Annotated in this window: 23 protein-coding genes; 14 read left to right on the forward strand and 9 right to left on the reverse strand. The window is 38.8% G+C overall.

Going from position 1 to position 24,369, the window contains the following annotated elements:
- Positions 1–13: 13 nt before the first annotated feature.
- The 6 genes from AC59HZ_RS10500 (at position 14) to ncs1 (ending at position 6,354) form a co-directional block, all read left to right on the forward strand.
- A complete protein-coding gene (locus AC59HZ_RS10500) occupies positions 14–1,033 on the forward strand; it encodes an ABC transporter ATP-binding protein (protein ID WP_496545744.1) in 1,020 nt (339 codons plus the stop codon).
- Positions 1,033–2,028, forward strand: a complete 996-nt coding sequence (locus tag AC59HZ_RS10505) for an ABC transporter ATP-binding protein (RefSeq protein WP_496545745.1) — start codon at positions 1,033–1,035, stop codon at positions 2,026–2,028. The genes AC59HZ_RS10500 and AC59HZ_RS10505 overlap by 1 nt, the downstream gene beginning before the upstream one ends.
- Before the next feature lie 100 nt (positions 2,029–2,128).
- Positions 2,129–2,878 (forward strand): sensor histidine kinase, encoded by a 750-nt coding sequence (locus tag AC59HZ_RS10510; RefSeq protein ID WP_496545746.1) that lies wholly within the window; start codon positions 2,129–2,131, stop codon positions 2,876–2,878.
- A complete protein-coding gene (locus AC59HZ_RS10515) occupies positions 2,878–3,570 on the forward strand; it encodes a response regulator transcription factor (RefSeq protein ID WP_430072375.1) in 693 nt (230 codons plus the stop codon). Before AC59HZ_RS10510 ends, AC59HZ_RS10515 begins: the two co-directional genes overlap by 1 nt.
- Complete coding sequence (locus tag AC59HZ_RS10520; RefSeq protein WP_496545747.1) at positions 3,567–4,889, forward strand: SLC5/6 family protein; 1,323 nt, start codon at positions 3,567–3,569, stop codon at positions 4,887–4,889. The genes AC59HZ_RS10515 and AC59HZ_RS10520 overlap by 4 nt, the downstream gene beginning before the upstream one ends.
- A 7-nt stretch (positions 4,890–4,896) precedes the next feature.
- The gene (gene ncs1 / locus AC59HZ_RS10525) at positions 4,897–6,354 is read left to right on the forward strand and encodes an NCS1 family nucleobase:cation symporter (protein WP_496545748.1); all 1,458 of its coding nucleotides are present in this window, start codon (positions 4,897–4,899) and stop codon (positions 6,352–6,354) included.
- Positions 6,355–6,387: 33 nt separating this feature from the next.
- Here ncs1 and AC59HZ_RS10530 read toward each other — a convergent pair whose 3' ends face one another.
- The 3 genes from AC59HZ_RS10530 to AC59HZ_RS10540 all read right to left on the reverse strand — a co-directional run bounded on the left by AC59HZ_RS10530 (position 6,388) and on the right by AC59HZ_RS10540 (position 10,934).
- The gene (locus tag AC59HZ_RS10530) at positions 6,388–7,611 is read right to left on the reverse strand and encodes an amidohydrolase (RefSeq protein WP_496545749.1); all 1,224 of its coding nucleotides are present in this window, start codon (positions 7,609–7,611) and stop codon (positions 6,388–6,390) included.
- Between the two features lie 161 nt (positions 7,612–7,772).
- The gene (locus tag AC59HZ_RS10535; RefSeq protein ID WP_496545750.1) at positions 7,773–9,338 is read right to left on the reverse strand and encodes a glutathione ABC transporter substrate-binding protein; all 1,566 of its coding nucleotides are present in this window, start codon (positions 9,336–9,338) and stop codon (positions 7,773–7,775) included.
- A gap of 126 nt (positions 9,339–9,464) precedes the next feature.
- Positions 9,465–10,934 carry an amidohydrolase family protein gene (locus AC59HZ_RS10540; protein WP_496545751.1) on the reverse strand — a complete coding sequence of 490 codons (1,470 nt, stop codon included), beginning with the start codon at positions 10,932–10,934 and terminating at the stop codon, positions 9,465–9,467.
- Between the two features lie 264 nt (positions 10,935–11,198).
- On the opposite strand from AC59HZ_RS10540, the gene AC59HZ_RS10545 reads away from it, so the two are divergent.
- Both AC59HZ_RS10545 and AC59HZ_RS10550 read left to right on the forward strand, forming a co-directional pair.
- Entirely contained in the window at positions 11,199–12,359 is a 1,161-nt protein-coding gene (locus tag AC59HZ_RS10545; RefSeq protein ID WP_496545752.1) for a polysaccharide deacetylase family protein, read from the forward strand.
- 99 nt (positions 12,360–12,458) lie between these two features.
- Positions 12,459–13,076 carry a YitT family protein gene (locus tag AC59HZ_RS10550; RefSeq protein ID WP_496545753.1) on the forward strand — a complete coding sequence of 206 codons (618 nt, stop codon included), beginning with the start codon at positions 12,459–12,461 and terminating at the stop codon, positions 13,074–13,076.
- A gap of 10 nt (positions 13,077–13,086) precedes the next feature.
- On the opposite strand, the gene cysC is transcribed toward AC59HZ_RS10550, so the two are convergent.
- Genes cysC through AC59HZ_RS10575 form a run of 5 tightly spaced genes read right to left on the reverse strand, consistent with a single transcriptional unit; the run spans position 13,087 to position 16,871 of the window.
- Complete coding sequence (gene cysC, locus AC59HZ_RS10555) at positions 13,087–13,683, reverse strand: adenylyl-sulfate kinase (RefSeq protein WP_496545754.1); 597 nt, start codon at positions 13,681–13,683, stop codon at positions 13,087–13,089.
- Between the two features lie 12 nt (positions 13,684–13,695).
- Entirely contained in the window at positions 13,696–14,844 is a 1,149-nt protein-coding gene (gene sat, locus AC59HZ_RS10560) for a sulfate adenylyltransferase (protein ID WP_496546037.1), read from the reverse strand.
- Between the two features lie 21 nt (positions 14,845–14,865).
- A complete protein-coding gene (locus AC59HZ_RS10565) occupies positions 14,866–15,576 on the reverse strand; it encodes a phosphoadenylyl-sulfate reductase (protein ID WP_496545755.1) in 711 nt (236 codons plus the stop codon).
- A 15-nt stretch (positions 15,577–15,591) separates the two neighbouring features.
- Positions 15,592–16,119, reverse strand: a complete 528-nt coding sequence (locus AC59HZ_RS10570; protein WP_496545756.1) for a histidine phosphatase family protein — start codon at positions 16,117–16,119, stop codon at positions 15,592–15,594.
- Complete coding sequence (locus AC59HZ_RS10575; protein ID WP_496545757.1) at positions 16,104–16,871, reverse strand: phosphosulfolactate synthase; 768 nt, start codon at positions 16,869–16,871, stop codon at positions 16,104–16,106. Before AC59HZ_RS10575 ends, AC59HZ_RS10570 begins: the two co-directional genes overlap by 16 nt.
- A 163-nt stretch (positions 16,872–17,034) precedes the next feature.
- Here AC59HZ_RS10575 and AC59HZ_RS10580 point away from each other — a divergent pair, with 163 nt between their 5' ends.
- The 6 genes from AC59HZ_RS10580 to AC59HZ_RS10605 all read left to right on the forward strand — a co-directional run bounded on the left by AC59HZ_RS10580 (position 17,035) and on the right by AC59HZ_RS10605 (position 23,864).
- Entirely contained in the window at positions 17,035–18,279 is a 1,245-nt protein-coding gene (locus AC59HZ_RS10580) for an MFS transporter (protein WP_496545758.1), read from the forward strand.
- 13 nt (positions 18,280–18,292) lie between these two features.
- Positions 18,293–18,574, forward strand: a complete 282-nt coding sequence (locus tag AC59HZ_RS10585) for a hypothetical protein (RefSeq protein ID WP_430061990.1) — start codon at positions 18,293–18,295, stop codon at positions 18,572–18,574.
- A gap of 115 nt (positions 18,575–18,689) precedes the next feature.
- A complete protein-coding gene (locus tag AC59HZ_RS10590; protein ID WP_496545759.1) occupies positions 18,690–19,454 on the forward strand; it encodes a sulfite exporter TauE/SafE family protein in 765 nt (254 codons plus the stop codon).
- Between the two features lie 132 nt (positions 19,455–19,586).
- Positions 19,587–19,859 carry a YqhV family protein gene (locus tag AC59HZ_RS10595; protein ID WP_430061996.1) on the forward strand — a complete coding sequence of 91 codons (273 nt, stop codon included), beginning with the start codon at positions 19,587–19,589 and terminating at the stop codon, positions 19,857–19,859.
- 69 nt (positions 19,860–19,928) lie between these two features.
- Positions 19,929–21,059, forward strand: coding sequence for a polysaccharide deacetylase family protein (locus AC59HZ_RS10600; protein WP_496546038.1), 1,131 nt, complete (start codon positions 19,929–19,931; stop codon positions 21,057–21,059).
- 372 nt (positions 21,060–21,431) lie between these two features.
- Positions 21,432–23,864, forward strand: a complete 2,433-nt coding sequence (locus AC59HZ_RS10605) for a cytochrome P450 (RefSeq protein WP_496545760.1) — start codon at positions 21,432–21,434, stop codon at positions 23,862–23,864.
- 54 nt (positions 23,865–23,918) lie between these two features.
- Here the strand turns inward: AC59HZ_RS10605 and AC59HZ_RS10610 are convergent, their stop codons facing one another.
- Complete coding sequence (locus AC59HZ_RS10610) at positions 23,919–24,347, reverse strand: MarR family winged helix-turn-helix transcriptional regulator (RefSeq protein ID WP_496545761.1); 429 nt, start codon at positions 24,345–24,347, stop codon at positions 23,919–23,921.
- Positions 24,348–24,369 lie beyond the last annotated feature (22 nt).

Below are 24,369 nucleotides of genomic sequence, written 5' to 3' on the forward strand. Positions count from 1 at the left end.
GGTGAATGAAGTTATGACTGAGAAAAACAAACCGATATTAGAAGTCAAAGGATTAAAAACTCATTTCTATACTAAGCGCGGCGTAAGTAAAGCAGTAGATGGCATCGATTTCACATTAAAAAAGGGTGAGACCTTGGGTATTGTCGGCGAATCCGGCTGCGGGAAAAGTATGACATCCCTTTCGATTCTCCGTTTAATCCCCTCCCCTCCTGGTAAAATCGCGGGCGGGCAGATTCTTTTCAAAGGAAAGGATTTGGTGTCCCTTCCAGAGGACGAAATGAGGAAAATTCGCGGAAACGAAATTTCAATGATTTTCCAAGAGCCGATGACCTCCTTAAACCCCGTCATTCCGGTTGGTGAACAAATTGCGGAAGCTTTACGACTACATCAAAATATGGGAAAAAAAGAAGCATGGATTAAATCCATTGAAATGCTCAAGCTCGTTGGAATCCCCTCTCCTGAAAAAAGAGCAAAGCAGGAGCCTTTCCAATTAAGCGGCGGTATGCGCCAAAGGGTCATGATTGCGATGGCACTCGCCTGTACCCCTGAAGTATTGATTGCTGATGAGCCAACGACAGCCTTGGATGTAACGATTCAAGCCCAAATACTAACGTTAATCAAAGACCTGCAAACCAAGTTAGGCATGGGTGTCATCATGATTACACATGATTTGGGTGTTGTCGCAGAAACATGCGACTCCGTTGCAGTTATGTATGCCGGCAATATTGTCGAGCATGCAGCTACCGAATACATCTTCACCAACCCAAAGCATCCCTATACCCTAGGGTTAATAAATTCTTTACCGAAGATTCACGAAGATCAGGAAGAATTACAAACGATTGAAGGCAGTGTCCCAAGTCCTTATAATATGCCGATCGGCTGCAGGTTCGCCTCAAGATGCCCTTTCCAGCAGCCACTATGTCATGCCAGACAGCCGGAGTTAGTAGAACAAGCTGATGGCTCTAAGGTTCGCTGTTGGATGTATACAGATATATGGACTGGTCAAGTTATTGAAAAGGAGGCTGTACAATAATGCAAACTGCGGAAAAAAAGAAAGTATTATTAGAGGTGGATCATTTAAAGCAGTATTTCCCAGTTAAAACAGACTCCCTATTTAAACCAAAAAACTATGTAAAAGCTGTTGATGATATTTCCTTCCATCTCTATGAAGGGGAAACGTTAAGTATTGTCGGCGAATCTGGCTGCGGAAAATCAACAACTGGACGAGCGATTTTAAGACTGGATGAACCGACAGACGGAAAAGTCTTATATTCTGGGCAAAATATACTCGATTTTAATAAAAAAGAAATGAGAAAGCTAAGAGGAGATCTGCAGGTTATTTTCCAGGATCCCTTTGCTTCACTCAACCCACGGCAAACGATCAAGCAAATATTAAATGAAGCAATGGCGATTCAACAAGTTGTTCCGAAAGATAAACGGATGGAAAGAATGTTAGAATTACTTGGTTATGTCGGTCTTCCTGAGGAAGCACTTGATCGCTATCCCCACGAGTTTAGCGGAGGGCAGCGACAAAGGATTGGAATTGCCCGCGCGCTTGCGGTAAATCCTAAATTAATTATTTGTGATGAGGCGGTTTCTGCTTTGGATGTATCCATCCAAGCGCAAATACTAAATCTATTAAAAAAGCTGCAAAATCAATTTCAACTCACCTTCCTTTTTATTTCGCACGATTTAAGTGTCGTACGTCATATCTCTGACCGGGTTATGGTCATGTATCTTGGTAAGGTCGTTGAAATTGCAGAAAAGAAAGCACTATTTGATTCACCGCACCATCCATATACAAAGGCATTATTATCATCTATTCCTGTTCCAAATCCAACGTATTCAAGGGAGAAAGTTATATTAAAAGGAGATGTCCCCTCCCCTATTGACCCGCCTAGCGGATGTCGTTTTCACACCCGTTGTCCGTTTGCGACAGAGAGGTGTAAAATGGAAGAACCTGCTTTACGCGAAATAAATAAAAATCATTATGTCAGCTGCCATTTTGCAGAGCAGCTATTCCAATAAAGCTATTTTCAAAAATGAGATAAATTAGATAAAATATTATATTAAAAAAGGGAGTGAGGTTTGACTCCCTTTTTCTACATCTAAAGGAGCATCTCGTTCCATGCTTAATATTGAAACTTTTTCCCTTTATATCATGCTATGTGTGTTAGCCCCTTTATTAGGTGCCTTTACCGTGTTGTTCTTATTTGTATTTGAAAAACGAATTGACCTTCTAGAAAAACAAACACGGGAAATTGCCCTTGAAAAAGAGCTGCAAACAGCGCTATATAATCAATTAAACCAGGAAATCCAGCCGCATTTTCTCTTTAATACATTAAATTCGATTTTAAGCTTGGCCAGGTTAGAAAGAAAATCGGAACTAATTCGCTCGATTGAAACTCTTTCAAGATTACTTAAATTTAAATATAAAACCAATTCACCTCTAATTACCATCAATGAGGAATTATCTTATATTAATTACTACTTGGAAATACAAAAAATAAGGTTTCGTGATAGACTCCATTATGAAATATCGATCGACCCAGAGGTTGGCCAATCTGTTATTATCCCTTTTTTAATTCAAACTCTTGTCGAGAATGCCTTTAAACATGCCTTTGAAAAGCATATCGGTGAAGCCTTTTTAAAGATCATAATTAATAAAAAAAATGAAGAAGTATATGTAACCGTTTGGAATAATTCTCTAGAAGGACAAGTGCTCCAATCTAACGATGGCGGCCTTGGATTAGAAAATATCGCCAAAAGGCTTGAGATTCTTTTTCCAGGGGATCGTACTTCCGTAACATTAACCAATACAGAAACTGGGACCAGTGTAACCGCCATTTTCCCATTAGCAAAAGAAGGTGCAATGTAATGAATATTCTTTTAGTCGATGATGAACCGCTTGAATTGGAACAACTTGAATATTTAATTCAAAAAAAATTTCCAAACTGGAAAATTTTCAAGGCACTTGATGCCTCCCAAGCCCTACAAATTATCAAACAACATGAAATCTTTATCGCTTTTTTAGATATCCAGCTGCCAGGAAAATCTGGTTTGGAGTTAGCGAAGGAACTGACCAGTTCTTATTCGATGGACATTATTATGGTGACAGCATTTCAAAATTTTGAATATGCACAGGCCTCGATAAGATTAGGGGTTATTGATTACATTACAAAGCCTGTTATTGAAGACGAGCTGATGGGTGTCTTGAGCAAGTATGAAAGGCTGGGGCGATATACTGAGCCAATCGTAAACGCTTTACAAATCATTCACCAGGAATATAGTGAAAAATTATCATTGAATTATTTGGCGTCTAAAATCCACATTAACCCTGCTTATTTAAGCAGAAAATTTCATGAGGAAGTCGGAATGGGCTTTTCGGAATATTTAAATGATTACCGTTTAAAAGAAGCGCAAAAAATGTTAATCGACTCCCCTGATTTAAGCATTAGCACGATCTCTGAAAGATGCGGATTTAATAGCCAGCACTACTTTAGTCAAATCTTTCGAAAAATGACTGGACAATCACCACGGGACTACCGTTTAAAGGAGACATACCGTTGAATAAAAATTCTTTTCAATTTTATATTAGCGGTGCTGTTAAATTAGGTGTTGGCTATGGGGTTGTCAGTCTTTTAGCAAGGTGGATAACAGGCAATACTATCCTTTCCTCTCCTGAAACGTTAATTAAATACGGATTAACAGGAGGACTTGGCTATTCCTTAATGGGGGCAATAGCACTTATTTTGTTTGGATTTATAGCCAAAGTACTGCGTGATAAATTCCCTGATCAACAAACGATTGGGGATGTATTAAGAAAAAAATTAACACCGGCTGGCTACTGGATTGTCATCGCTATACTAATTTTCACCAGCCTGCACTCTTTATTTATTCAGGCAATGGGGGCAGGAATTCTCATCCACATTATGTTCCCTATTCCTGTTTTTATTGGGATGTTCTTGTTTTTGGGATTTTGTTTTTTTGTCGGCGGTGTAGGTGGAATGCAGAGGATCCATCAACTTGCAGGTGTTAATGTCACCTTAATCTTCGGGACCGTTATCGTAATCCCTGTGTATTTTTATATCCAGGAAGGTGTTCATCCTGTTTATGAGGGAATCAAATTATATCATCCGTACATTTTATTCTTTAAAAATACAGATTCGATTTGGTTTATTTTCACTGCTATCTTGATTGGTTTTGGACAGGCCATGATTGATCGGGCCACATGGCAAAGAGTATTTATTATTCAACGAGAAAAAGTACGGATGACCTTTACACTTGCAGGTGTCATTTGGGCCACGGTTCCTCTTGCCTTTACCTCACTTCTCATGATTATTATGTTTGGCAGAAGCTACAAAAATATATACTCTTTGCTGTTTGAACTTGTGGATAAAATTCAATCAACCATGCTCATCGTTTTATTTGTCTCATTTTGCTTTAGTGTTATTTCGTCTGCCATTAGTTCAGAGCTCCATGCCACTACAACACTGGTTGTGAAAAATATAATAGAATTATTTCGTCCTTTATCAGATCGTGAGAAATGGAAAATTTCCTACATTTTTTCCGGTATCGTGTGTATCGGTTTACTCATTATTGTGAGTATCCTTTCACCTAACCCACTGCAGCTTTTGTTTTTCACAGGAAATATTTATGCAGCAATTATTGTGCCGATGTTATTTATTATTCTTAGCAACAAAACTTTACCTGTACTCATTCCCCTTTCTTCCTTGATTGGTACTGTGGGGGGCTTGTTCTTAATACCATGGAACGACAATTTGATGACCATTTGGGTGAGTTTCATTATATCTGGAGTTATCTGTATATTTGTTATGATTTATCAACGATTCTCAATACGATTTAGACATATCAGGAAGTCGGGGTGAGTTCAATTTGAAACAAGAAGATTCAAACATGTATAGCCCGGATTTATTACCAACATCCCCCGAAGCTCGCACATGGAAGTTTGGACATTATTTCTCCATTTGGATGGGCTCCGTACATAATGTCCCATCCTACGTTACGATTGGTGGTTTTTTTGCGTTAGGTTTATCCATATGGCAGGTATTTTTTATCATTATCCTTTCAGCCCTCATCTTGTCAGCTATGATGATCTTGAATGGGCATGCCGGAGAGAAATATGGAATCCCCTTCTCAATCTTAATCCGGACGAGCTTTGGCCGGAAAGGAGCCATTTTTCCGGGAATACTTAGGGGAGTTGTGGCAGCGATTATGTGGTTCGGGTTACAAACCTATGCTGGCAGCCTGGCTGTCACCATATTAATTGGGGAAATTTGGGCACCCTATACAGCCTTAGGGGCTAATTGGAGCTTTTTAGGATTAAGTCTGTCCAGTCTTATTTCCCTTTTGCTCTATTGGATGATCAATGTTTTATTTATCTTTGCCGGTATCAACTCATTAGGGAAGTTAACGAAACTGCTCTCTCCTATGGTTTTTATCGTTTTTGGGGGAATGGCAATTTGGGCCATTCATTTAGCCGGAGGAATCGCTCCCATCTTAAACTATCGTTCGAGAGGTGTAGACGGAAATAGTATATTCATTATTATCAGCTGCATGTCCGCTATTTTAGCCACCTGGGTTGCTCAAATATTAAGCGTTTCGGATGTAACGAGATATTCACGTTCAAATAAAGAACAGGTTTTGGGTCAAGTTGCTGGACTTTTCAGTACCTATTTATTGTTTGCTGTTGCTAGTATTACAATTATCATTGGCTCAGAGGTTGCCTTTGGGGTTCCAATCTGGAATGTTCTTGAAGTGATCGATCGTTTTGATAGCAAATTTGCAATTGTCCTTTCCTTGCTAACCATTTGTTTATCAACATTATCTGTAAACATTGTTGGAAATATTATTCCTGCCGGTTCTCAATTGGCAGCCCTTTTACCGAAAAGTCTCAACTTTAAATCTGGCGCAATAATCGCTGCGTTGATTGGTTTACTGATTATGCCTTGGAAGCTTATGGAGAACCCTACCAGTATTTTAACCTTTTTAAATATGGTTGGAGGAATGTTAAGTCCTGTTATCGGGGTAATGCTTGTACATTACTTTTTAATTAATAAAAAAGAAATTAATTTACAAGAGGTATATTCTTTAAAAACCAATATACGGTCGACGAAAGAATTTAATTTTCCTGCCATTCTAACTACCCTTTTGGCGGGTAGTCTAAGTTTACTCGGAAAATTTATCCCAAGCCTTGAGCCGCTATATAAGGTATCTTGGTTTAGTGGAATGCTTGTTTCTGTTCTTCTTTATCTACTATTCTATTATTTAAGCAATTGGTTTAATGCCCGCCAGTTGGATCAGGATGTGGCAAGCATACCAAGAAGGGGATGATTCCATCATCCCCTTTTGCTTTTGTTATATAAATTAAGTTAAAGACCCAGAAACCAAATTACCTTGAAAAAATACTGCTTTTCGGTTTGATCGCCTTGCAACGGCCTCTGCTGAACAGCTTGCTTCTACCAATACTAAATTGGCTGTATCTCCTTCTTTTGGCCATACCTGACTGCCTTCTTTGTTTAAAGGAGTTATTCCGCCAGTTATATATTTTAAGGATTGTGCCAGTGATACTTCATCTGTCCAGCGGCAGCGTTCAATTAATCTTCCAGCCCTTTCAAAGACATCCCCATTTCCCGTCGGCCACCAAGAATCATAGATATTATCGTTGCCGATAGCCACTTCAACGCCATATTCAGTTAAAAGGGTTACCGGAGGAATGTTTCTTCCAATTGGAAGGCTCGTAACAATTGAAATTCCTGCCTCTCTTAAAATTTCCGCCATTTCAATTGCTTCTTCACGAGAAACATCCCCTAAACCAAAAGCATGACTGACTGCTACTCTTCCTTCCCATCCGGCTTCTTTCGTTAAAATGGCAAGTCGCTTCATCGTGAATGTACCTAAATGACCAGGATCATGTAAATGCAAATCAATATCGGCATTCCCTTCAACTGCCAAATCCATTAACTGGACCAAAGAGGCTTCGATATTTTGATCGACAGTCGCTGGATCGACAGCTCCTACGAGCCCTGCCCCGTTTCTCAACGCTTCTCTCAAAAGTTCTGCTGTTCCGGGACGGAGTAACCCATGCTGGGCGAACGCTACAATTTCTGAACTTACTTTATGGGAATAGGTTTCTAAAGCATGCTGCACGCCTTCTAAATTTTGCAATTTCACTTCAGGATAAATATCGACATGTGTTCGAACATGTGTGGAACCATAGGATAATAGAACTTCAAGAAGCGCTTCTGCCCGCTGTTGTGTACTTGAGGGAAGAGATGCGAGAATATTTTTTTCAATATTACAGCGGTCTATTACCCCTTTAGCCGGGATACATGCGCGCCAAGCATCACCCATGTAAGTTTTATCCAGATGGACATGCTTTTCAATAAAGGAAGGGAGCAAAAGCAGGCCTTTTGCATCTTTAACCGGAAGCTCATCTTCCCTTTGTTCTACAGCTTTGATGATTTTTGCTATTTTCCCATCCTCTATTAATAGGTGACAAAGTTCTGTCTGTGTTTCGACAACTCTGTCGTTCTCTTTCTTATATCCTGTTTCTAACCGAGCATTCTGTAGCCAATATTTGTTATTCATTTCAAATCTTCCTTTCAATTTTTATTAACATGTTGGCTGTGTTAAACTTGGCTGTTGATTTGCGCTCCAATCAACAGAGTTTCAAAATCAATAATGACCTTTAACACAGCCAACATGATAAAAGGGGTTATCCAATGGATATCCCTCTTATCTTATAGAGTCTATTTTATTGAGACATCATTTAATTCCAGATAGCCAGATGGACTAATAGAAAAGCCTTTTACATCCTTTGAGACAGCTGCTAAATTTTCAATGACTCGAACCGGAATATAAACCGCTTCTTTCATTTCTAATTGTTGTGACTGGGCATATAATTCTTTCCGTTTTTCTGGGTCTTTTTCACTGCGGGCAGCTTGGATTAATCGATCAGCTTCTTTATTACTGTAGAAGAAAGTATTCCCAGCTCCACCCTGAGAGTTTGTATGGAATAGGTTATACTGATTATAATCGGCATCCCCCGTCGCATTTCTCCAGCTCAGGATAAACATTTCAGTGTCTCCCTTGTTTGCTTGGTCAACAAAGGTCCCGTACTCCAACACCTGGATTTTTAATTTTACTCCAATCCCTTTTAATTGTGATTGAAGAACTTCGGCCATATTCACTCTTTCTTTACTATCCATTGTTTTTAGGGTCACTTCAAATCCATTTGGATAGCCTGCCTCAGCCAGTAATTTCTTCGCCTCATTTAAGTTATAATCGTACGCTTTCATATCAGGATTATAACCGAAAACTTTTGAACCTAATAACGAATTAGCCTTCTTCCCTACGTTGTTATAGACCCCTTTCAAGATGGAATCCATTTCAACTGCATGGGCGATGGCCTTCCGGACTCGTTCATCAGTAAATGGTTTCTTTTGAACGTTAAAGCCAATATATTCGGTTCCATATCCTTCACTTCGATAAACATCTATTGCCTGCGAAGCTGCGACCGTATCCATCATTGGGACAGAAAGGGGTTCAGCAATTTGGGCTTCTCCCGTTTCCAGCATGGAAATTCTGGTGGTTTCCTCAGGTACGACCTTAAATACAACTTTGTCGACCTTTGCTTTTTCTCCCCAATAATTTTTATTTTTGGTTAAGACAATTTCTTGTCCAGGCGTCCAAGATTCAAAAACAAACGGGCCTGTTCCATTTGGCTCTTTAATAATGTTTTTTCCGTATTTTTCGATGGTTTTAGGACTAATGATTCCGCCTTCATGGCTTGCCAAAATTGACAGCAGCGGGGAAAATGGCTCAGATAAAATAAACTGAACAGTATAATCATCAATTACCTTTACTTCTTTTACCATTTTAAAAACAACAGCTCTTGGAGAAGCTACCTTAGGATCTAAGAGCCGATCAAATGTAGCTTTCACTGCTTTTGCATTAAAATCGGTACCATCATGGAATTTAACACCTTTTCTTAATTTAAATTCCCATGTGGTATCATTCAACTGTTCCCATTTTTCTGCTAACAATGGCTGGATTTCGGCATTTTTATCACGGCCAACTAAACCTTCATACACTTTGCGGTGTGTAACGCTTGCTGCATTGATGGTAGACATAAACTGTTGATCTAAATTTTCTGCATCAGACAAACGGGCTATCACTAGTGTCCCACCTTCTTTTGACGCTGTCTTCTTCCCGGTCTCTTTTGTGCTCACGTTCTTATTAGTTGAGCACCCAGTAATAAGAAACAACACCAGCATTAGCAGAAATAAACTTCTTCCCCCCCGAATTACATTCATCGACTCTACCTCCTGAATATTTTTATAATCTTTGTTGTTACTTGTCTAATTATAGAAAATATTCAGATAATTTTATTTCGAATATATTTACTTTTATTTTCAATATCTTTACTTCTTTTTAACAATTTATATAGAATCTACTATTTTAATGGAAGGAGGAAATAAGTCAATTTCTTGCAATTGCTGATAGTCCCTTTCTAAATATCCCTTTTTCATTTTGTGAAAATATTGCTGCCCCTTTGTTTTGATTTCTTCTAAATCAAGATTAGGGATTTTTTGATCCTTCATCACAATTTTTCCGTTAATAATTGATAGCTTTACGTCCCTTCCTGTTCCACTTAGAAACATAGTTCTGATTGGGTCGTCAAGAACTCCCATATGAAAACCATCTAAGTCAATGGCAATAATATCTGCTTTCGCGCCAACTGAAAGGCGTCCTAAATCCTCCCTGCCTAGAAATTTTGCTGCTCCAAGTGTAGCCGCCTGGAAGAAATCTGTGTAGGTTGAATCCTCTACTTCTTTTTCGATAAATCGTGAAAACATACTTCCGGTCCTAATGTTTTGGAACATATCCGGCGGAAAGGTATCTGTACCAAGTGCCAAATTGATTCCTGCTCTTTTATATTTTGCAAATGATTCTAATGCTGACATATGTCTGCCAATGATTAATGGACAATGAATAACAGTAGTATTCGTTTCTTTTAAAAGAGCTATATCATCGCCTTCGCCTTTAATCGCTTCACTATATCCTGCAATAAAATGAGCATGAGGAATTCCTGTTTTTGCTCCTAAGAAGCCGAGGTTATATAAATACTGTATTGGTGTTACTCCGTATTTTTCTAAAATAGTGTGGTACTCAAAGCTTCCCTGTGCTGCATGTAATTTAATAGGAACACCTAGTTGATCACTATAATATTTTGTTTGAGTCAGACTTTCTGCCGTTTGACACTCAATACGTTCCGGTGCAAGCATCCCTCTGACCAGTCCATCATACGTGCCATCGAATTCTTCCACAAACCTTACTGCCCACTGTAAACCTTCTTTTCCTGCTGCTTCATCCCAGTAAAGTTTAATCGTACCATCAGGCTGTACCACTCTGATCCCTGATTGATAGCTTGGACCTAGATATATTCTTAATCCCAGACTAGCAGCATGATTAGCTGCAGCACCAAGCTCCTCATAGGTTTCAGCCCATTTTTTATAAAAAACAGAAGTGATTGGCATCGCCGTCGTGATTCCATGAAGGATCAGTTGTGAGTAGGCATAAAGGGATTTGAAGGCTTCCTCTTCAGCGGTCATTACCTCATGATGCCCGTTTTTAACATACTGCTCAGACCAAAGGAGGTTCTTTTGTCGCTTTGAACTAGCCTCTACATGTAAGATATCATGGTCAATATCACCTAACGCATTTAAATCAATAAAACCTGGACTAATGACCGCATTTCCTGCATCGATTTCCTCGTTTACTTCACCTGCATAATTTTTTCCTACATAAATAATGGTGTCTTGTTCATAAACGACCTCAGCGTTTTCAATTAGAACATGGTCATGGCCATCAAAACCGATGACATATCTTCCTTTTAGTTTTGTTTTCATTTTTGTTCCTCCTTTCGTCAACTCCCTATTAATAAATTATAAAAAAATAACTTCCTAATTATTTTCGGAATCATTACTCTTTTTTTAAATATTTCTACTTTTTAAGATTTTCGGCACCTATGGGCGAATGCCTCATATCGTATAATTAAGGCAGAAATTAGGCATTTTCCTCACCCATACCTCACCTTGTCCCCTTTAAGGCTGAACCATAATCAAACCGATTTCTGCTCCCTGTTCATTCAGAAAGCAAAGGGGGAATTTATCATGCAGGAAATCATCATCCTACTTATTTTCCTTATTTTTACGATATTTCTTGTCTTGGGGGTGGTCTCCCATATCAAACGAACTGCTGGAAAGTGGATTTATTATAGCCTGTCAGCGATTAGCTTTATAGGTGTTATTTTCATGTTATTCTTTCATGCTGAGAACCTATTGGACCAAGGAAAACAAAATGATTCACCAGGTGTAGTGACCCCAGTTGACAGCGGTCAGAGTAACGATCCTGATCCAGTCAAAGAAGAACCACCTGTTAAGGAGAATCCACAGCCAGATACCCCAAGTGAGGAAAAACCTGATAGACCAACTCCGGAAACACCCGAAAAAATTAATGTACCCGCCGATGAAATTGTAAAGTATGAAGTTGTTAAAGGGGATACTCTTTACTCCATTGCAACTCGCGCAGAAGTAACAGTGGTGAAAATTAAACAATGGAATATCCTTAAATCCGATGTCATTTATGCAGGCCAAATCTTAAAGCTTTATGGAAAAAATGTTGAGCCCCCTCCGCCTGTAGAACCGCCGAAACAGGATCCGCCGCCAACTACTGCTTCTTCCGTACTCATCTCTAACGGCAGCCTGCAGAAAAAGGAAATCGCCCTAACCTTTGATGCCGGAAGTGATGCCGCGGGGATTGCCATTTTAGACGTACTGAAAAAATACAATCTAAAAGCAACCTTTTTCCTTACAGGTAAATGGGTTGAAAAGTATCCAGACCTTGCAAAAAGAATAGCCGACGAAGGTCACGAAATTGGCAACCATTCCTATTCCCATCCTGATGCAGTAAAAACGACCGCCGCTGCCTTTAAGCAGGATATTATCAAGGCGGATCAGGCGATTAAAAAAGCGACCGGAAAATCCCCTCAGCCCTATTTCCGTTTTCCATTTGGCTCATACAACCCAGCGGCATTAAAGATCGTAGGGCAGGCAGGTTATCCATTCAGTATTCAATGGTCACTCGATACCATCGACTGGCAGCAGCCATCCACTGAGACACTCGTTTCAAGGATAAAAGCTGGTGCAAGCAATGGCGATATTATTCTTATGCATATTGGGGGCATCAATACCCCTGAAGCTGTTGATACCGTCATTCCATGGCTGCAAGCACAAGGCTACAAATTAGTTACGCTAACAGAACTATTAAATTAAAGTAAGGCCGGCCTAGCCGGCTCTTTTTGCATTTTTTAAAGAAGGGAATCATAAAATGGACAAGGAAGGTTTATTGGGGAGGGATTATTGCAGCCGGATATGAAAAAAACACTCTTAACCTATTTCTGTTTACTTTTTGGAGCTACGCTGCAAGGATTCTCTATGTCTATCTTTTTATTTCCGCACTCGATCCCATCAGGAGGTGCAGCAGGGCTAGCTATTTTATTGAATCACTGGTTCCATTTATCCCTTGGATTCTCTTTATGGCTGGCCAATATTGTTTTTTTAATGTTTGCCTTAAAATATTTTGGGTTCACCTGGACAATACGTACGATTATATCAGTTGCAACAACCTCTACAGTCGTCAGCTTCCTAACTTCTCAGGCCCCCTTGCAGCATATAAATATCTTGTTTGATATTGTTGGAGGTTCTATCTTTTTTGGTATAGGTGTAGGATTATTGATTCGTGCAGGAGCTTCGAGCGGAGGAATGGTCATTCCGGCTTTAATGATTGCTAATTACAAGAATTGGAGCCCTGGAAAAGTGATGATGGGGATCAATTTTTTAATCTTTTTATTTACAGCTCTTGTCATTAATTATAAAATCGTTATATTTGCTATTATTTGCCAATTCTTCTCCACTAATATTATTGATTATATCTATAATTTCAAGTTTCAAAAACTAACATTTTTATCTTCTAATTGGAGAAAAAAATAGAAGATCCCTGCTATAGGATCTTCTTTTCTCTTAAATAGGCAATGACTGCCTCGACTGACTGATCAATTGATAGTTTATTCGTTTCAATAATGATTTCTGGGTTTTCAGGAATTTCATATGGAGAGGATATTCCTGTGAATTCAGGAATTTCTCCTATTCTTGCCTTCACGTATAATCCCTTTGGATCGCGGTCCTCGCAAACTTGGAGAGGACATTTTACAAAAATCTCAATAAACTCATCCGGTTCAAATAACTGGCGAACAAGTTCGCGGTCCCCTTGAAAGGGAGAGATAAATGCCGAAGAAACAATTTGGCCGCTATCAACAAAAAGCTTTGCTACTTCCCCAATCCTACGAATATTTTCCTTACGGTCCTCAACCCTAAAGCTTAAATCACTATTCAAGCCATGACGGATATTGTCGCCATCTAATACATAACTTCGAAAGCCCAGTTCGAAAAATGCATGGTCTACAGCGTTAGCCAACGTTGATTTCCCGGACCCTGATAAACCGGTAAACCATAAAACACAGCTTTTGTGCCCATTTAATTGATGGCGGTCCGTTTTTGTAACCGCGGATTGATGCCAGGTAATGTTGCTATTCCCCATTTCCTACACCCTTTAGTTTTTGGTATATACTTCCTTCATCCCTTGAATCAATATTTCGACTACTTCTGGACGACTGAACTCTTTCGGCGGCTGTTCTCCATTCTTCAACATACCTCTAACTTTCGTTCCAGATAAAATGACATGATATTGAGGTTCATGAGGACATGTTTTTTCAGAGGCCATATTTTCACATTTTTTACAGTAAAAACTATGTTCAAAAAAGAGTGGTTTAATCCCTAGTTCCTCTTCAGAAAAGTGACTGAATATTTTTTGTGAATCATAGGTGCCATAATAATTTCCTACACCTGCATGATCTCTTCCTACAATAAAATGGGTACAGCCAAAATTTTTCCTAACGATCGCATGAAAAATAGCTTCTCTTGGTCCGGCATAGCGCATGGAAGCCGGAAATACAGACAAAAAAACCCTATCTTTTGGGTAATAGTTTTCTAGCAGTACTTGATAGCTTTTCATGCGAATTTCACTTGGGATATCATCAGCCTTCGTCTCCCCTACAAGGGGGTTTAGGAAGAGTCCATCGACAGTCTCCAATGCGGATTTTTGAATATATTCATGGGCCCGGTGAACAGGATTACGGGTTTGGAATCCTACTACTGTCCTCCAGCCTAATTCTTGAAATTTCATCCTTGTTTGCAAAGGGTCTAAAAAGTAGGTTGAAAACATTAATTTGGGCGGCCGCTTGATCAGGGTAATCGGACCTCCGACATAAATTTCTGCTCTTTCAATTAGTTTTTTTACACCTGGGTGATTTAAATCCAAGGTCCGATAAACCATTTCTGCCTCTAATTTTTTGTCCGGAAAAAAGATTTCCTCAATTCCCATCACACCATAGACTGTGCCCTTATGAACTAAATTGACCCTATCTCCTGCTTTTATTTCCATTGCCTTCTTTTTGTCAATCGCCAATGTAATCGGTATGGACCAAGGCAGTCCATTCGACAATCTCATATTTTTAACTACGGAGTCATAATCCGCTCTTCCCATAAAACCTTCCAGTGGACTATAAGCTCCATTAGCAATTAATTCTAAATCACTTATTTCTAATTTGTCGAGTTCTATATATTTAAGCGATAAATCAATCGAGTAATTATGGTCTATACGATTGATTAAGTTACCGCCATGGGGCACACTTTCACTCACCATTTGTTCCTCCCAAAACCTCTATTGTTGATGAAGTCCGCATTCTGTTTTAGAATGACCCGACCAGCGGCCTGAACGGCTCTCATCTGTATTTGTAATTGCTTTTGTACATGTGGCACAGCCTATACTAGGATATCCTTTATCGTGTAATGGATTATAGGGGAGCTTGTTTAAGTGGATATAGGTCATGATATCATTCCAAGTCCAATGAATAAGGGGGCAAATTTTTATTTTATGGAATTTTTCATCTCTATTAATATAATTCGTGAGGCTCCTTGTTGGGGATTGTTCTCTTCTTAAACCAGAAATCCATGCGATCACATCATTTAAGGCATTTTTTAGAGGAACAACCTTCCTCATATGGCAGCAAAGATTTGGATTATGATTCCAAAGCTCTTCACCATACCATTTCTCCTGTTGGTTTAGTGTCATAATAGGCTTTATCAATTCAATTTGTAATGTTGGATAACGCTCTTTAACTTTTTCTATTAATTCATAGGTCTCAGAAAAATGCAGTCCGGTATCAAGGAAAATAATCTTGGCGTTTTTCTTAACTTTATGAATTAAATCAATTAACACGATTCCCTCGGCTCCAAAGCTACAGGCATAAACAATATCATCGCCATATTCATCGAAGGCCCATTTTAACACATCTAAATAGTCTGGATATTTATCCAGAATCTCTGCCTCTTTTCGTTCATCCCAATTTTCATACGTCAACATTTCGGGCAATTCCATTCCTCCCTCTCAAAATGTTACGGTGATACATTCATTGTTACCGATTAAACTTTTATTCATATTATTTACATGGCCATACTGATTATAGGAAATCACCGCCCTGATCCAAGAACCATGGCCGAAGGCTAGAATATTAGATGATTTTCGATATTTTTCTAAAAACAATTCAATTCTTTTCTCTAGATTTTGTATACTCTCGCCTAATACAATTTCCTTTGGAGATTCAGTCCACCTTTCGCCGAATTCTAAAATCATATCTGCCTTTGGTACACCTTCAAATACTCCAAAATCTAATTCGTCCAACAAATTTTCGATTTCGCACTTATAACCATAGAGCTTGGCTGTTTGATGAGTACGTTTTAATGAACTGGCTAAGACATGAGTAAATGGGGATAGTTTTTCGAGTAGTAATTGATTGTCCGCAATCTCTTTATTTACTTCGGCGGTAATTTCCGAAATGTCAATGTCTCGCCGTCCTTGAAGCCAAGTCCTTTTATTCCATTCTGTTGGAAGATGTCGTATTAAGGTAAGTTGCATTCATGCGCCTCCAAATAAAAGGTTTCACTTCTAAGTCCGCAACGCTGGGCTTCTAGAATTAGTACATCCGTTAATTTTACATTTCCTAAATTAACGTTCGGGCCGATTTCATTAATAAAGTACATTTGGTGCTTAGCTGCAGGCGCTTCAAAAATAATTTTATTATGATCAATATCTCTTAGTAATTCTTGAATTAAATCGGATCTTATGTTTCCGCATTGTTTATATATACCCGAAGTTCCAGAATCTCTTCCTTCCGTAATCACATAATTACAGCCTGCTTCTAACAAAAGCTGGATCTCCCGTCTCCATTCAGAAATCGGCATTTCTTTATGGCAATCCTTGGATCCTACTTCTGATATAACCTGAAAGTCCTTTTTAAATAGAGAAATAAGATGGAGGCGTTCTTGTAATGGAATTTCTAAGGTTCCCGTTGAAATTTCTACCCAGTTCACACCTAAATCATGTAAATAGGTTTGATACTCTGTGAGTTTATTTTGGAAATAGCATTTTTCAAATAATGTGCCGCCGCAATAAGGAATAATATTATATTGCTGATACAGCTCTATTTTTTCCTTTATATTAGGTGTAACCAATGCAGATCCGATTCCAATTTTAGCAATGTCAATGTATGAGCTGTAATCAGCTAAAATATTTTTTAATTCACCAATTGGAGTTCCGAAATCGACAACTGAAGTCAATCCGTGGGTCCTTGTTCCGGAAGTCCTTTTCGGCAAGGTTAAAAAATCCATAAGGATGCGCCTCCTCTATTTTTCTAAAATAGATTATTCGTAAAATGGGTGAATGTGTAAATAATGGGCCCATTCCTTAGAAAATAGGCATTTGCCTGAATAAACAAAAGCCTGGCATCAAACAATAATAAAGCTAATCATTATTGTCAGGGGTGTACAATCAGTGCCGAAGCAAAAACATAAAGGCTTAACAATTCTCGCCATCAGTTCCATTCCGCTGATTCTGGTTCTGGGTAACTCGATGCTGATACCAATTCTTCCAAAAATGAAAGCAGAGCTCGATGTTTCTCAATTTAAGATTAGTTTCATTATTTCGGTCTTTTCGATTGCGGCTGCTGTTTCTATTCCCATTTTGGGTTACTTATCAGATCGCTTTTCAAGGAAGGCCGTGATTATCCCTGCACTCATTTTATATGGAAGCGGCGGATTTTTAGCAGGAGCTGCAGCCGCTTGGTTTTCCAATTCTTATATGTGGATTCTCGCAGGCAGAATTATGCAGGGAATCGGCGCAGCTGGAACTGCACCGATTGCCATGGCTTTAACTGGGGACTTATTTAAAGGCGGAGAACAAAGCAAGGTTTTAGGATTAGTAGAAGCGTCAAATGGCTTCGGTAAGGTTATTAGTCCGATCATAGGCTCTCTATTAGCCCTTCTGTTCTGGTATGCCGTATTTTTTGCCTTTCCAATTTTTTGTCTTATCTCTGTACTATTAACGATCTTTTTTATCAAGGAAAAGAAAAAAGAGAAAGAGCCGCCCCCAGTTGGAAAATATGTTAAAGGGCTGATTTCTGTTTTTAAAACAGAAGGACGCTGGTTATTTGCCGCTTATTTAACCGGGGCAACCTGCCTATTTGCGCTATTTGGAATTTTGTTCTATATTTCTGATATTCTTGAAAAGGAACATCATATTGATGGTTTGTTAAAAGGCAGTAGCCTGGCGATTCCCCTTTTATTTATGACCACAACTTCGTATTTTACCGGCAGTAAAATCGGGAAAAAGATGAAATTAATGAAGGCGTTAATTATTTTAGGTTTGCTCTTAATGACTGCCTCTTTCTCGTCTTTGATTTTATTTCATAAATTAATTCCTTTTTTTGCTGTCCTTGTGATTAGCAGTATTGGGACAGGGCTTGTCCTCCCATGCATAAATAGTTTTATTACCGGATCTGTTCCAGCTGATCGGAGAGGCTTTGTTACCTCTCTATATGGTTCGGTTCGGTTCTTAGGAGTAGCCATCGGCCCGCCTATATTTAGTAAATTAATGGAGTGGTCCCGCACAGGGATGTTTCTAACAACTGCAGGGTTAACTTTGCTTTGCGGTCTGCTTTGCCTCATTCTAATTCATGTTGCGAAAAAAGAACCGGCAGAAAATAGCGATACATTGTTTGAAAAATTACAGTTTACATAAAGGGATGATTGGCTTGCAAATTTATTTTTCACCAGAGGTGATTACACCTGAATTTCAAGTCCTAAATGTCGTAGATTCAAAAAACAAAGCTGTTGGAAATGTTGCCTTTTTGTTTGATGAAAAAAAGTTGTTCGTTTATGGAATTCTGGAAGAAGAAGGCGTTGGTGCGGATTTTAAAGATTTGGTGACCCCGTATTTAAAAGGATTAACGAAAGCAAAGCCAGGTCTTGATATTTTCACCTGCTTATATGTTGGTTGTAAAAAAATAAAATTGAATGACGAGGAAGAAGGATAAGAGGAGACTCAAAATAAACTTTGAGTCCCCTCTTTTTTTATTAGCAAGACAAATACCCATTTCATAATTTAATGGTGTAAAGTCAATTGTTATAGTTAAATACGGGGTGTGCTTAATGAGTATTGGTATCATTGTAATGGGTCTTATAATCGGATTTTTGGTGGGCCTGACAGGTGTAGGTGGAGCCGCGTTATTAACACCTGTTTTAATTCTGTTAGGTATTAATCCAGCCATTGCTGTAGGAACCGATCTTGTATATAATTCCATCACCAAGCTGTTCGGTTCGATCCAGCATTGGAGGCAAAAGACTATTAACCTCCAGCTTGTAAAATACTTAGCTATGGGCAGTATACCGAGTGCCATCGCCGCCGTTCTTATCCTGCATCTTTTTGATTCTTTTTTTCATAATCAAGAGCTAGTGATTAAGCATGCACTCGGATATGTTTTAATATTAGTAGCCATTACCACACTTATCAAAACCTTTGCAAAGGATAAATTTGAATTGAATTCGATTCAATTGAAGCCTATTCATGACAAAAGATTTTTAACCATTGGAATTGGGGCTATTTTAGGATTTATCGTTGGGCTTACATCCATTGGCTCAGGATCATTATTCGCTTTAGCCATGCTGTATCTTTATAAAATGAGACCCTCTGAGCTAGTCGGGACGGATATCGCTCATGCCTTTTTATTGGTCTCTGCGGCAGGAATCATGCATGCAGGCATTGGCAATGTTGATTATCAACTAATGTTTAACCTTTTACTGGGTTCAATCCCAGGTGTCGTTTTAGGCAGCACCTTATCAGCCAAATTCCCTGCAAAACCGCTCCGGACCATTTTAGCGGTAATCATATTAATTAGTGGATTTAAACTAATTTAACTTTGAGGCGAAAAAACACGGGAAAATTACCGTGTTTTTTCCATGTCTTTCTTTTCAAATCTAAATACATGTCCTTATATTGGAAAATTCAACATATAATGAGGAAGAAAAGGATGAAAACAGGAGGATTTCATGTTTACCTTTATTGAAAAAGCCGTATTAGGCATGGCACTCTTAAGAATTATCTCAGGATGCATCGAGGTAAGTGCTGCTATTTTAATGATAAAGTTTAATTCGGTTGAAAAAGCACTTATTGTTAATAGTTCGCTTGCATTAGTCGGACCTCTCATATTGATTTTAACTACAACAATCGGGACTTTGAGCATTGTTGAAAAAATATCGTATATAAAGATGCTATGGATTTTCCTCGGTGTCAGTTTCATATTAATAGGTGTAAAGTCATAGAGTCTTTTCTTCCCCATCCGTAAATGGTATGATACTTTTCGAGATTACTATTTTACAAGGATGGATAAAATGTACAAGCTGCTTAATATTGCGCTTATTTCCACTTTAGTGCTTTCAGGCTGCAGCCTATCAAAGGCGGACGCAAAGATGCACAAAGCAGAAAAACCGGTTAAACAAACAGAGATATCTAATGAACCTGAGACTAAACAACCAGAAGTGAACAAAGTGACAGCCTTCCAGCCAAAAGCTGGCATTTCAGTTAGTCCCTTCGCCTATGAATCAACTAATGCCATGATATCTATAATTGATAGAACAGTCGAAGTGTCAGAGGTAAACTACCATATTTGGCGTACAGCCGACGGTCCTGCAAGTATGAAATCATTTATTTCTAATCAAAAAGAAAATAATTTTTCGTATTTATTTAATACCAAGGAATTTTCGGGGAAGCGCGGCGAGTACCAGGTAGAGGCATATGGCGTTCACCCAGATGGAACTGAGGAGCTGCTGGCAAAATCGTCCATAACGTTTCAACAATATGTACCGATTCTGATGTATCACGCGATTGATGAATATAAAGGTGAAGGACTAAAAGAGTTATTCGTAACCCCAGCTAATTTCGAAGCTCAAATGCGCTATTTAAAGGATAACGGCTACACCTTCCTCACCTTTGAACACTGGGATGAAATAAATAAAGTAAATAAACCGATACTTGTTACTTTCGACGATGGCATGAAAAATAATTTAAATGCTTTTCGGATCCTACAAGAATTGAAAGATGCCAAGTTCCTTCCCACTGCTACGGAATATGTCATCGCCGGCTATATCGACAGCGGGGATTATCGCTTATCTTCATCAGATATAAAGGAAATGGTGAATTCGGGAATATTCTCTATTCAATCCCATACGATGTCCCATGCAGATCTTCCGAAAATTAAAAATTATGAGGAAGAGCTTTATGCTTCAAAGGAAAAAATTGAACAAATAACGGGAAAACCCGTTATTGCCATCGCCTACCCCTATGGTCATTTTAATGATCAAGTTGTAGCGGAAACGAAGAAATACTATCAATTCGCCACTACCACAAAACCTGGGCAATTTATTGAGAAGGGTGCACCAGATGAAATGTTGGTCATGCATCGCGTACGCATCTCTTACTCTACGACAATTCATCAATTCGCTGCATTAGTTGAACCAAAATAGGAAGCTGGGAAGCTTCCTATTTTATTTTTCAAAAACATTTACTCCTTTTACATTAGATATTCTGCCAAAATAATAATTCGTTCTCCGGAGTATTTGGAGAGGAGAAAAAAACAATTCTAAATAAAATCGACATGTTTTGTTTCCTTTTTCTTAACTTACCTGTTTTGTAACCGTTTACAGTCGTAAAAACCTTTTTTATAAACAATGTATGTTGTCGAAAGTAATAATTTTGTCGAAATTTATCTAAATCTTTAATTTTCTGACATCTTATATTACCAACACAGACATGTTATAATCTATGTAAATATTATTTTAATATTATAAATTTTTAAAATCAGTCCAATTGACAGGAAGGAAGGTCCATAAAAAGACATGGTAACTACTGACAACGCTGCAATTCCGCAGCCTAAAACGTACGGCCCGCTTGGTAACCTCCCACAACTTGATGTACATAAACCAACACAATCAATCATGAAACTTAGCTATGAGTTCGGTCCTATTTTCAAACTGAAATTTCCAACTGGGACTGGAATATTTATTTCTTCTGCAGAATTAGTAGAGGATGCATCCGATGAGTCGCGTTTCGATAAACTTGTCAATGCACCGTTGCAAAAAGTACGATCCTTTTCAGGAGATGGTCTATTTACGAGTTGGACCAAGGAGGAAAATTGGAAGAAGGCTCATAATATTCTCCTCCCAAGCTTTAGTCAAAGTGCCATGAAAGGGTACCATTCGATGATGGTGGATATTGCAGTCCAGCTCATTCAAAAATGGGCCAGACTAAATTCTGACGAAAGTATAGATGTTTCGGAAGATATGACTCGCCTGACGTTAGATACAATTGGATTATGCGGATTCAATTATCGCTTTAACAGCTTTTACCGTGAAAAACCACACCGTTTTATTAAAAGCATGAGCAATGCTCTTGATGAAGCAATGAATCAAAGCAATCGTCTTGGCTTACATGATAAATTAATGGTAAAGAAAAAGCAGCAGTTTAAACGTGATATTCAATACATGTTTTCATTAGTTGATCAAATCATTGAAGAACGTAAATCGAGTGAAGATCATGACGCGGAAGACCTTCTTTCTCGGATGCTAAACAGTGCAGATCCAACTACAGGCGAAAAGCTAAGTGACGAAAATATCCGCTATCAAATTATAACATTTTTAATTGCCGGTCATGAAACGACAAGTGGATTACTTTCCTTTACCTTGTATTTTCTAATGAAGCACCCAGAAATCTTGGCAAAGGCGTACTCGGAGGTAGACCGAGTACTAACTAGTACTGTACCAACGTATCAACAAGTTCGCAGTTTAAAATACATTCGCATGATTTTAAATGAGTCCTTAAGACTATGGCCAACTGCACCGCTCTTCTCTCTTTATGCAAAAGAAGACACGATGCTGGCTGGTAAATATCCCCTTAAGAAACGGGATGTTGTCAATGTATTTAATTTAAAACTTCATCGCGATACGGCTGCATGGGGCGAAGATGTTGAGGAATTCAGACCAGAAAGATTTGAAGATCCAAAAACCGTCCCTCACCATGCCTATAAACCTTTCGGTAACGGCCAACGGGCATGTATTGGACAACAATTTGCGATGCACGAAGCCACATTATTAATTGGGATGATTTTAAAGCACTTCCAGCTGTTCGACCATACCAATTATCAATTGTCCGTTAAAGAAACCTTGACACTTAAGCCAGACGGATTAACGATGCAGGTCCGTCCGCGTGAATCCCAAAGTGCGGCTTCCTTATTACTAAATGAGACCGGAGAAGATATTAATAAACCAATGATTGAATTACCTCCGGCTAGTCAATCCGTCAGGGGGGCGCACAACACCCCTTTTCTCGTGCTATATGGTTCTAATATGGGTACAGCAGAAGGGATTGCCAAGGATTTGGCGGTAACAGCTCGTTTCAAAGGTTTCCAAAGTGAGGCTGCTCCGCTCGATGGGTTTGCCGGCACCCTTCCTAAAGAAGGGTTAGTAGTAATTGTTTCTTCTTCCTATAATGGCAACCCGCCAAAAAATGCCCGCAAATTTGTGAAGTGGCTTAAAGAGGAAGAAACAAGATTAAATGGAGTTCGTTATGCTGTTTTTGGCTGCGGTGACACCAATTGGGCAAGCACCTATCAAAGTATACCGAATTTAATAGATGAAAAACTGGCTGAAAAAGGCGCCACTCGATTAGTACAAAAGGGGCAAGGCGATGCCAGCAGTGAATTTGAAAAGCAGTTCGAGGATTGGCATGAACAATTTTGGCCTAATGTCATCGAGGTATTGGGGATAGATTTCACGGAAGAGCCTGTTCCGTCTGTCAATGGTTTAACGATTCAATTTGTAAATGGGGATTCTCAGCATCAAGAAAAGGCTAAATTAGAAGAAAATGTCCATATTGAAGACCTTTCACATAATTCATCAGGACTAGTGGAACGTGCTCTTCTTCGTTATGGTTTGGAAGGAAAGGACCAATTAGTTTTGACAGGAATAAAACATGATGCAACACATCTTCCATTAGATTTTCCGGTTCGTGCCTGGGATTTGCTAAGCTTTAGTGTTAACCTTGAGGAGACTGTTACTCATGAACAACTGCAAGAACTTGCTTCCTTTACAGTATGTCCTCCACATAAAAGAGAAATAGATGCCCTTCTTAATGAGGATTCATACAAAGTCCATGTCGTTGATAAAGGTATTTCAATGCTATCCTTATTAGAAAAATATCCGGCATGCGAGCTCCCTTTTGAAAGATTTATTGAGCTTTTATCACCTCTGAAGCATACAAGTAAAGCAAAATAAAAAAAGAGGCTGACCAAAAGTTGTTTCATCGACTTTTTGCGTCACCTCTTTTTTCTATTCAATTAGAACAGATTGATTGTATTTTTTTAAAAGGATGGCAAATGTTTGACGTTCATCATCTGTCCAGGTTCTCATTACCTCTCCTACTCTTTGCATCCTGAGATGTTTATCTTCTTTTAACTCCGTTAAACCTTGTTCGGTTATCTGAAGCGAATAAGCCCTCCCATCGGTTTCATCAGGAATCCGATACAATAAGCCTTTTTGTTCTAAAGCGGCAGCTTGTCTGCTTACAGTAGAAATATCTAGTTGAAATTTACCAGCCAAAGCTTTCACTCCGGCAGCACCTTTTGTGGCTATTTGATGAAGTAACAGATACGCAGAGCGGTCAAGTTGGCCAACTTTTTTATGAGAAGTTGCAGATGTTATTCTGCGAATGAGGACTGCCAATTCTAACTCTATGATTTCCAAGGAATCATCATACATTTTCTAATCTCCCCCATCTATA

It is taken from the genome of Neobacillus sp. DZ-9 (assembly GCF_059587065.1).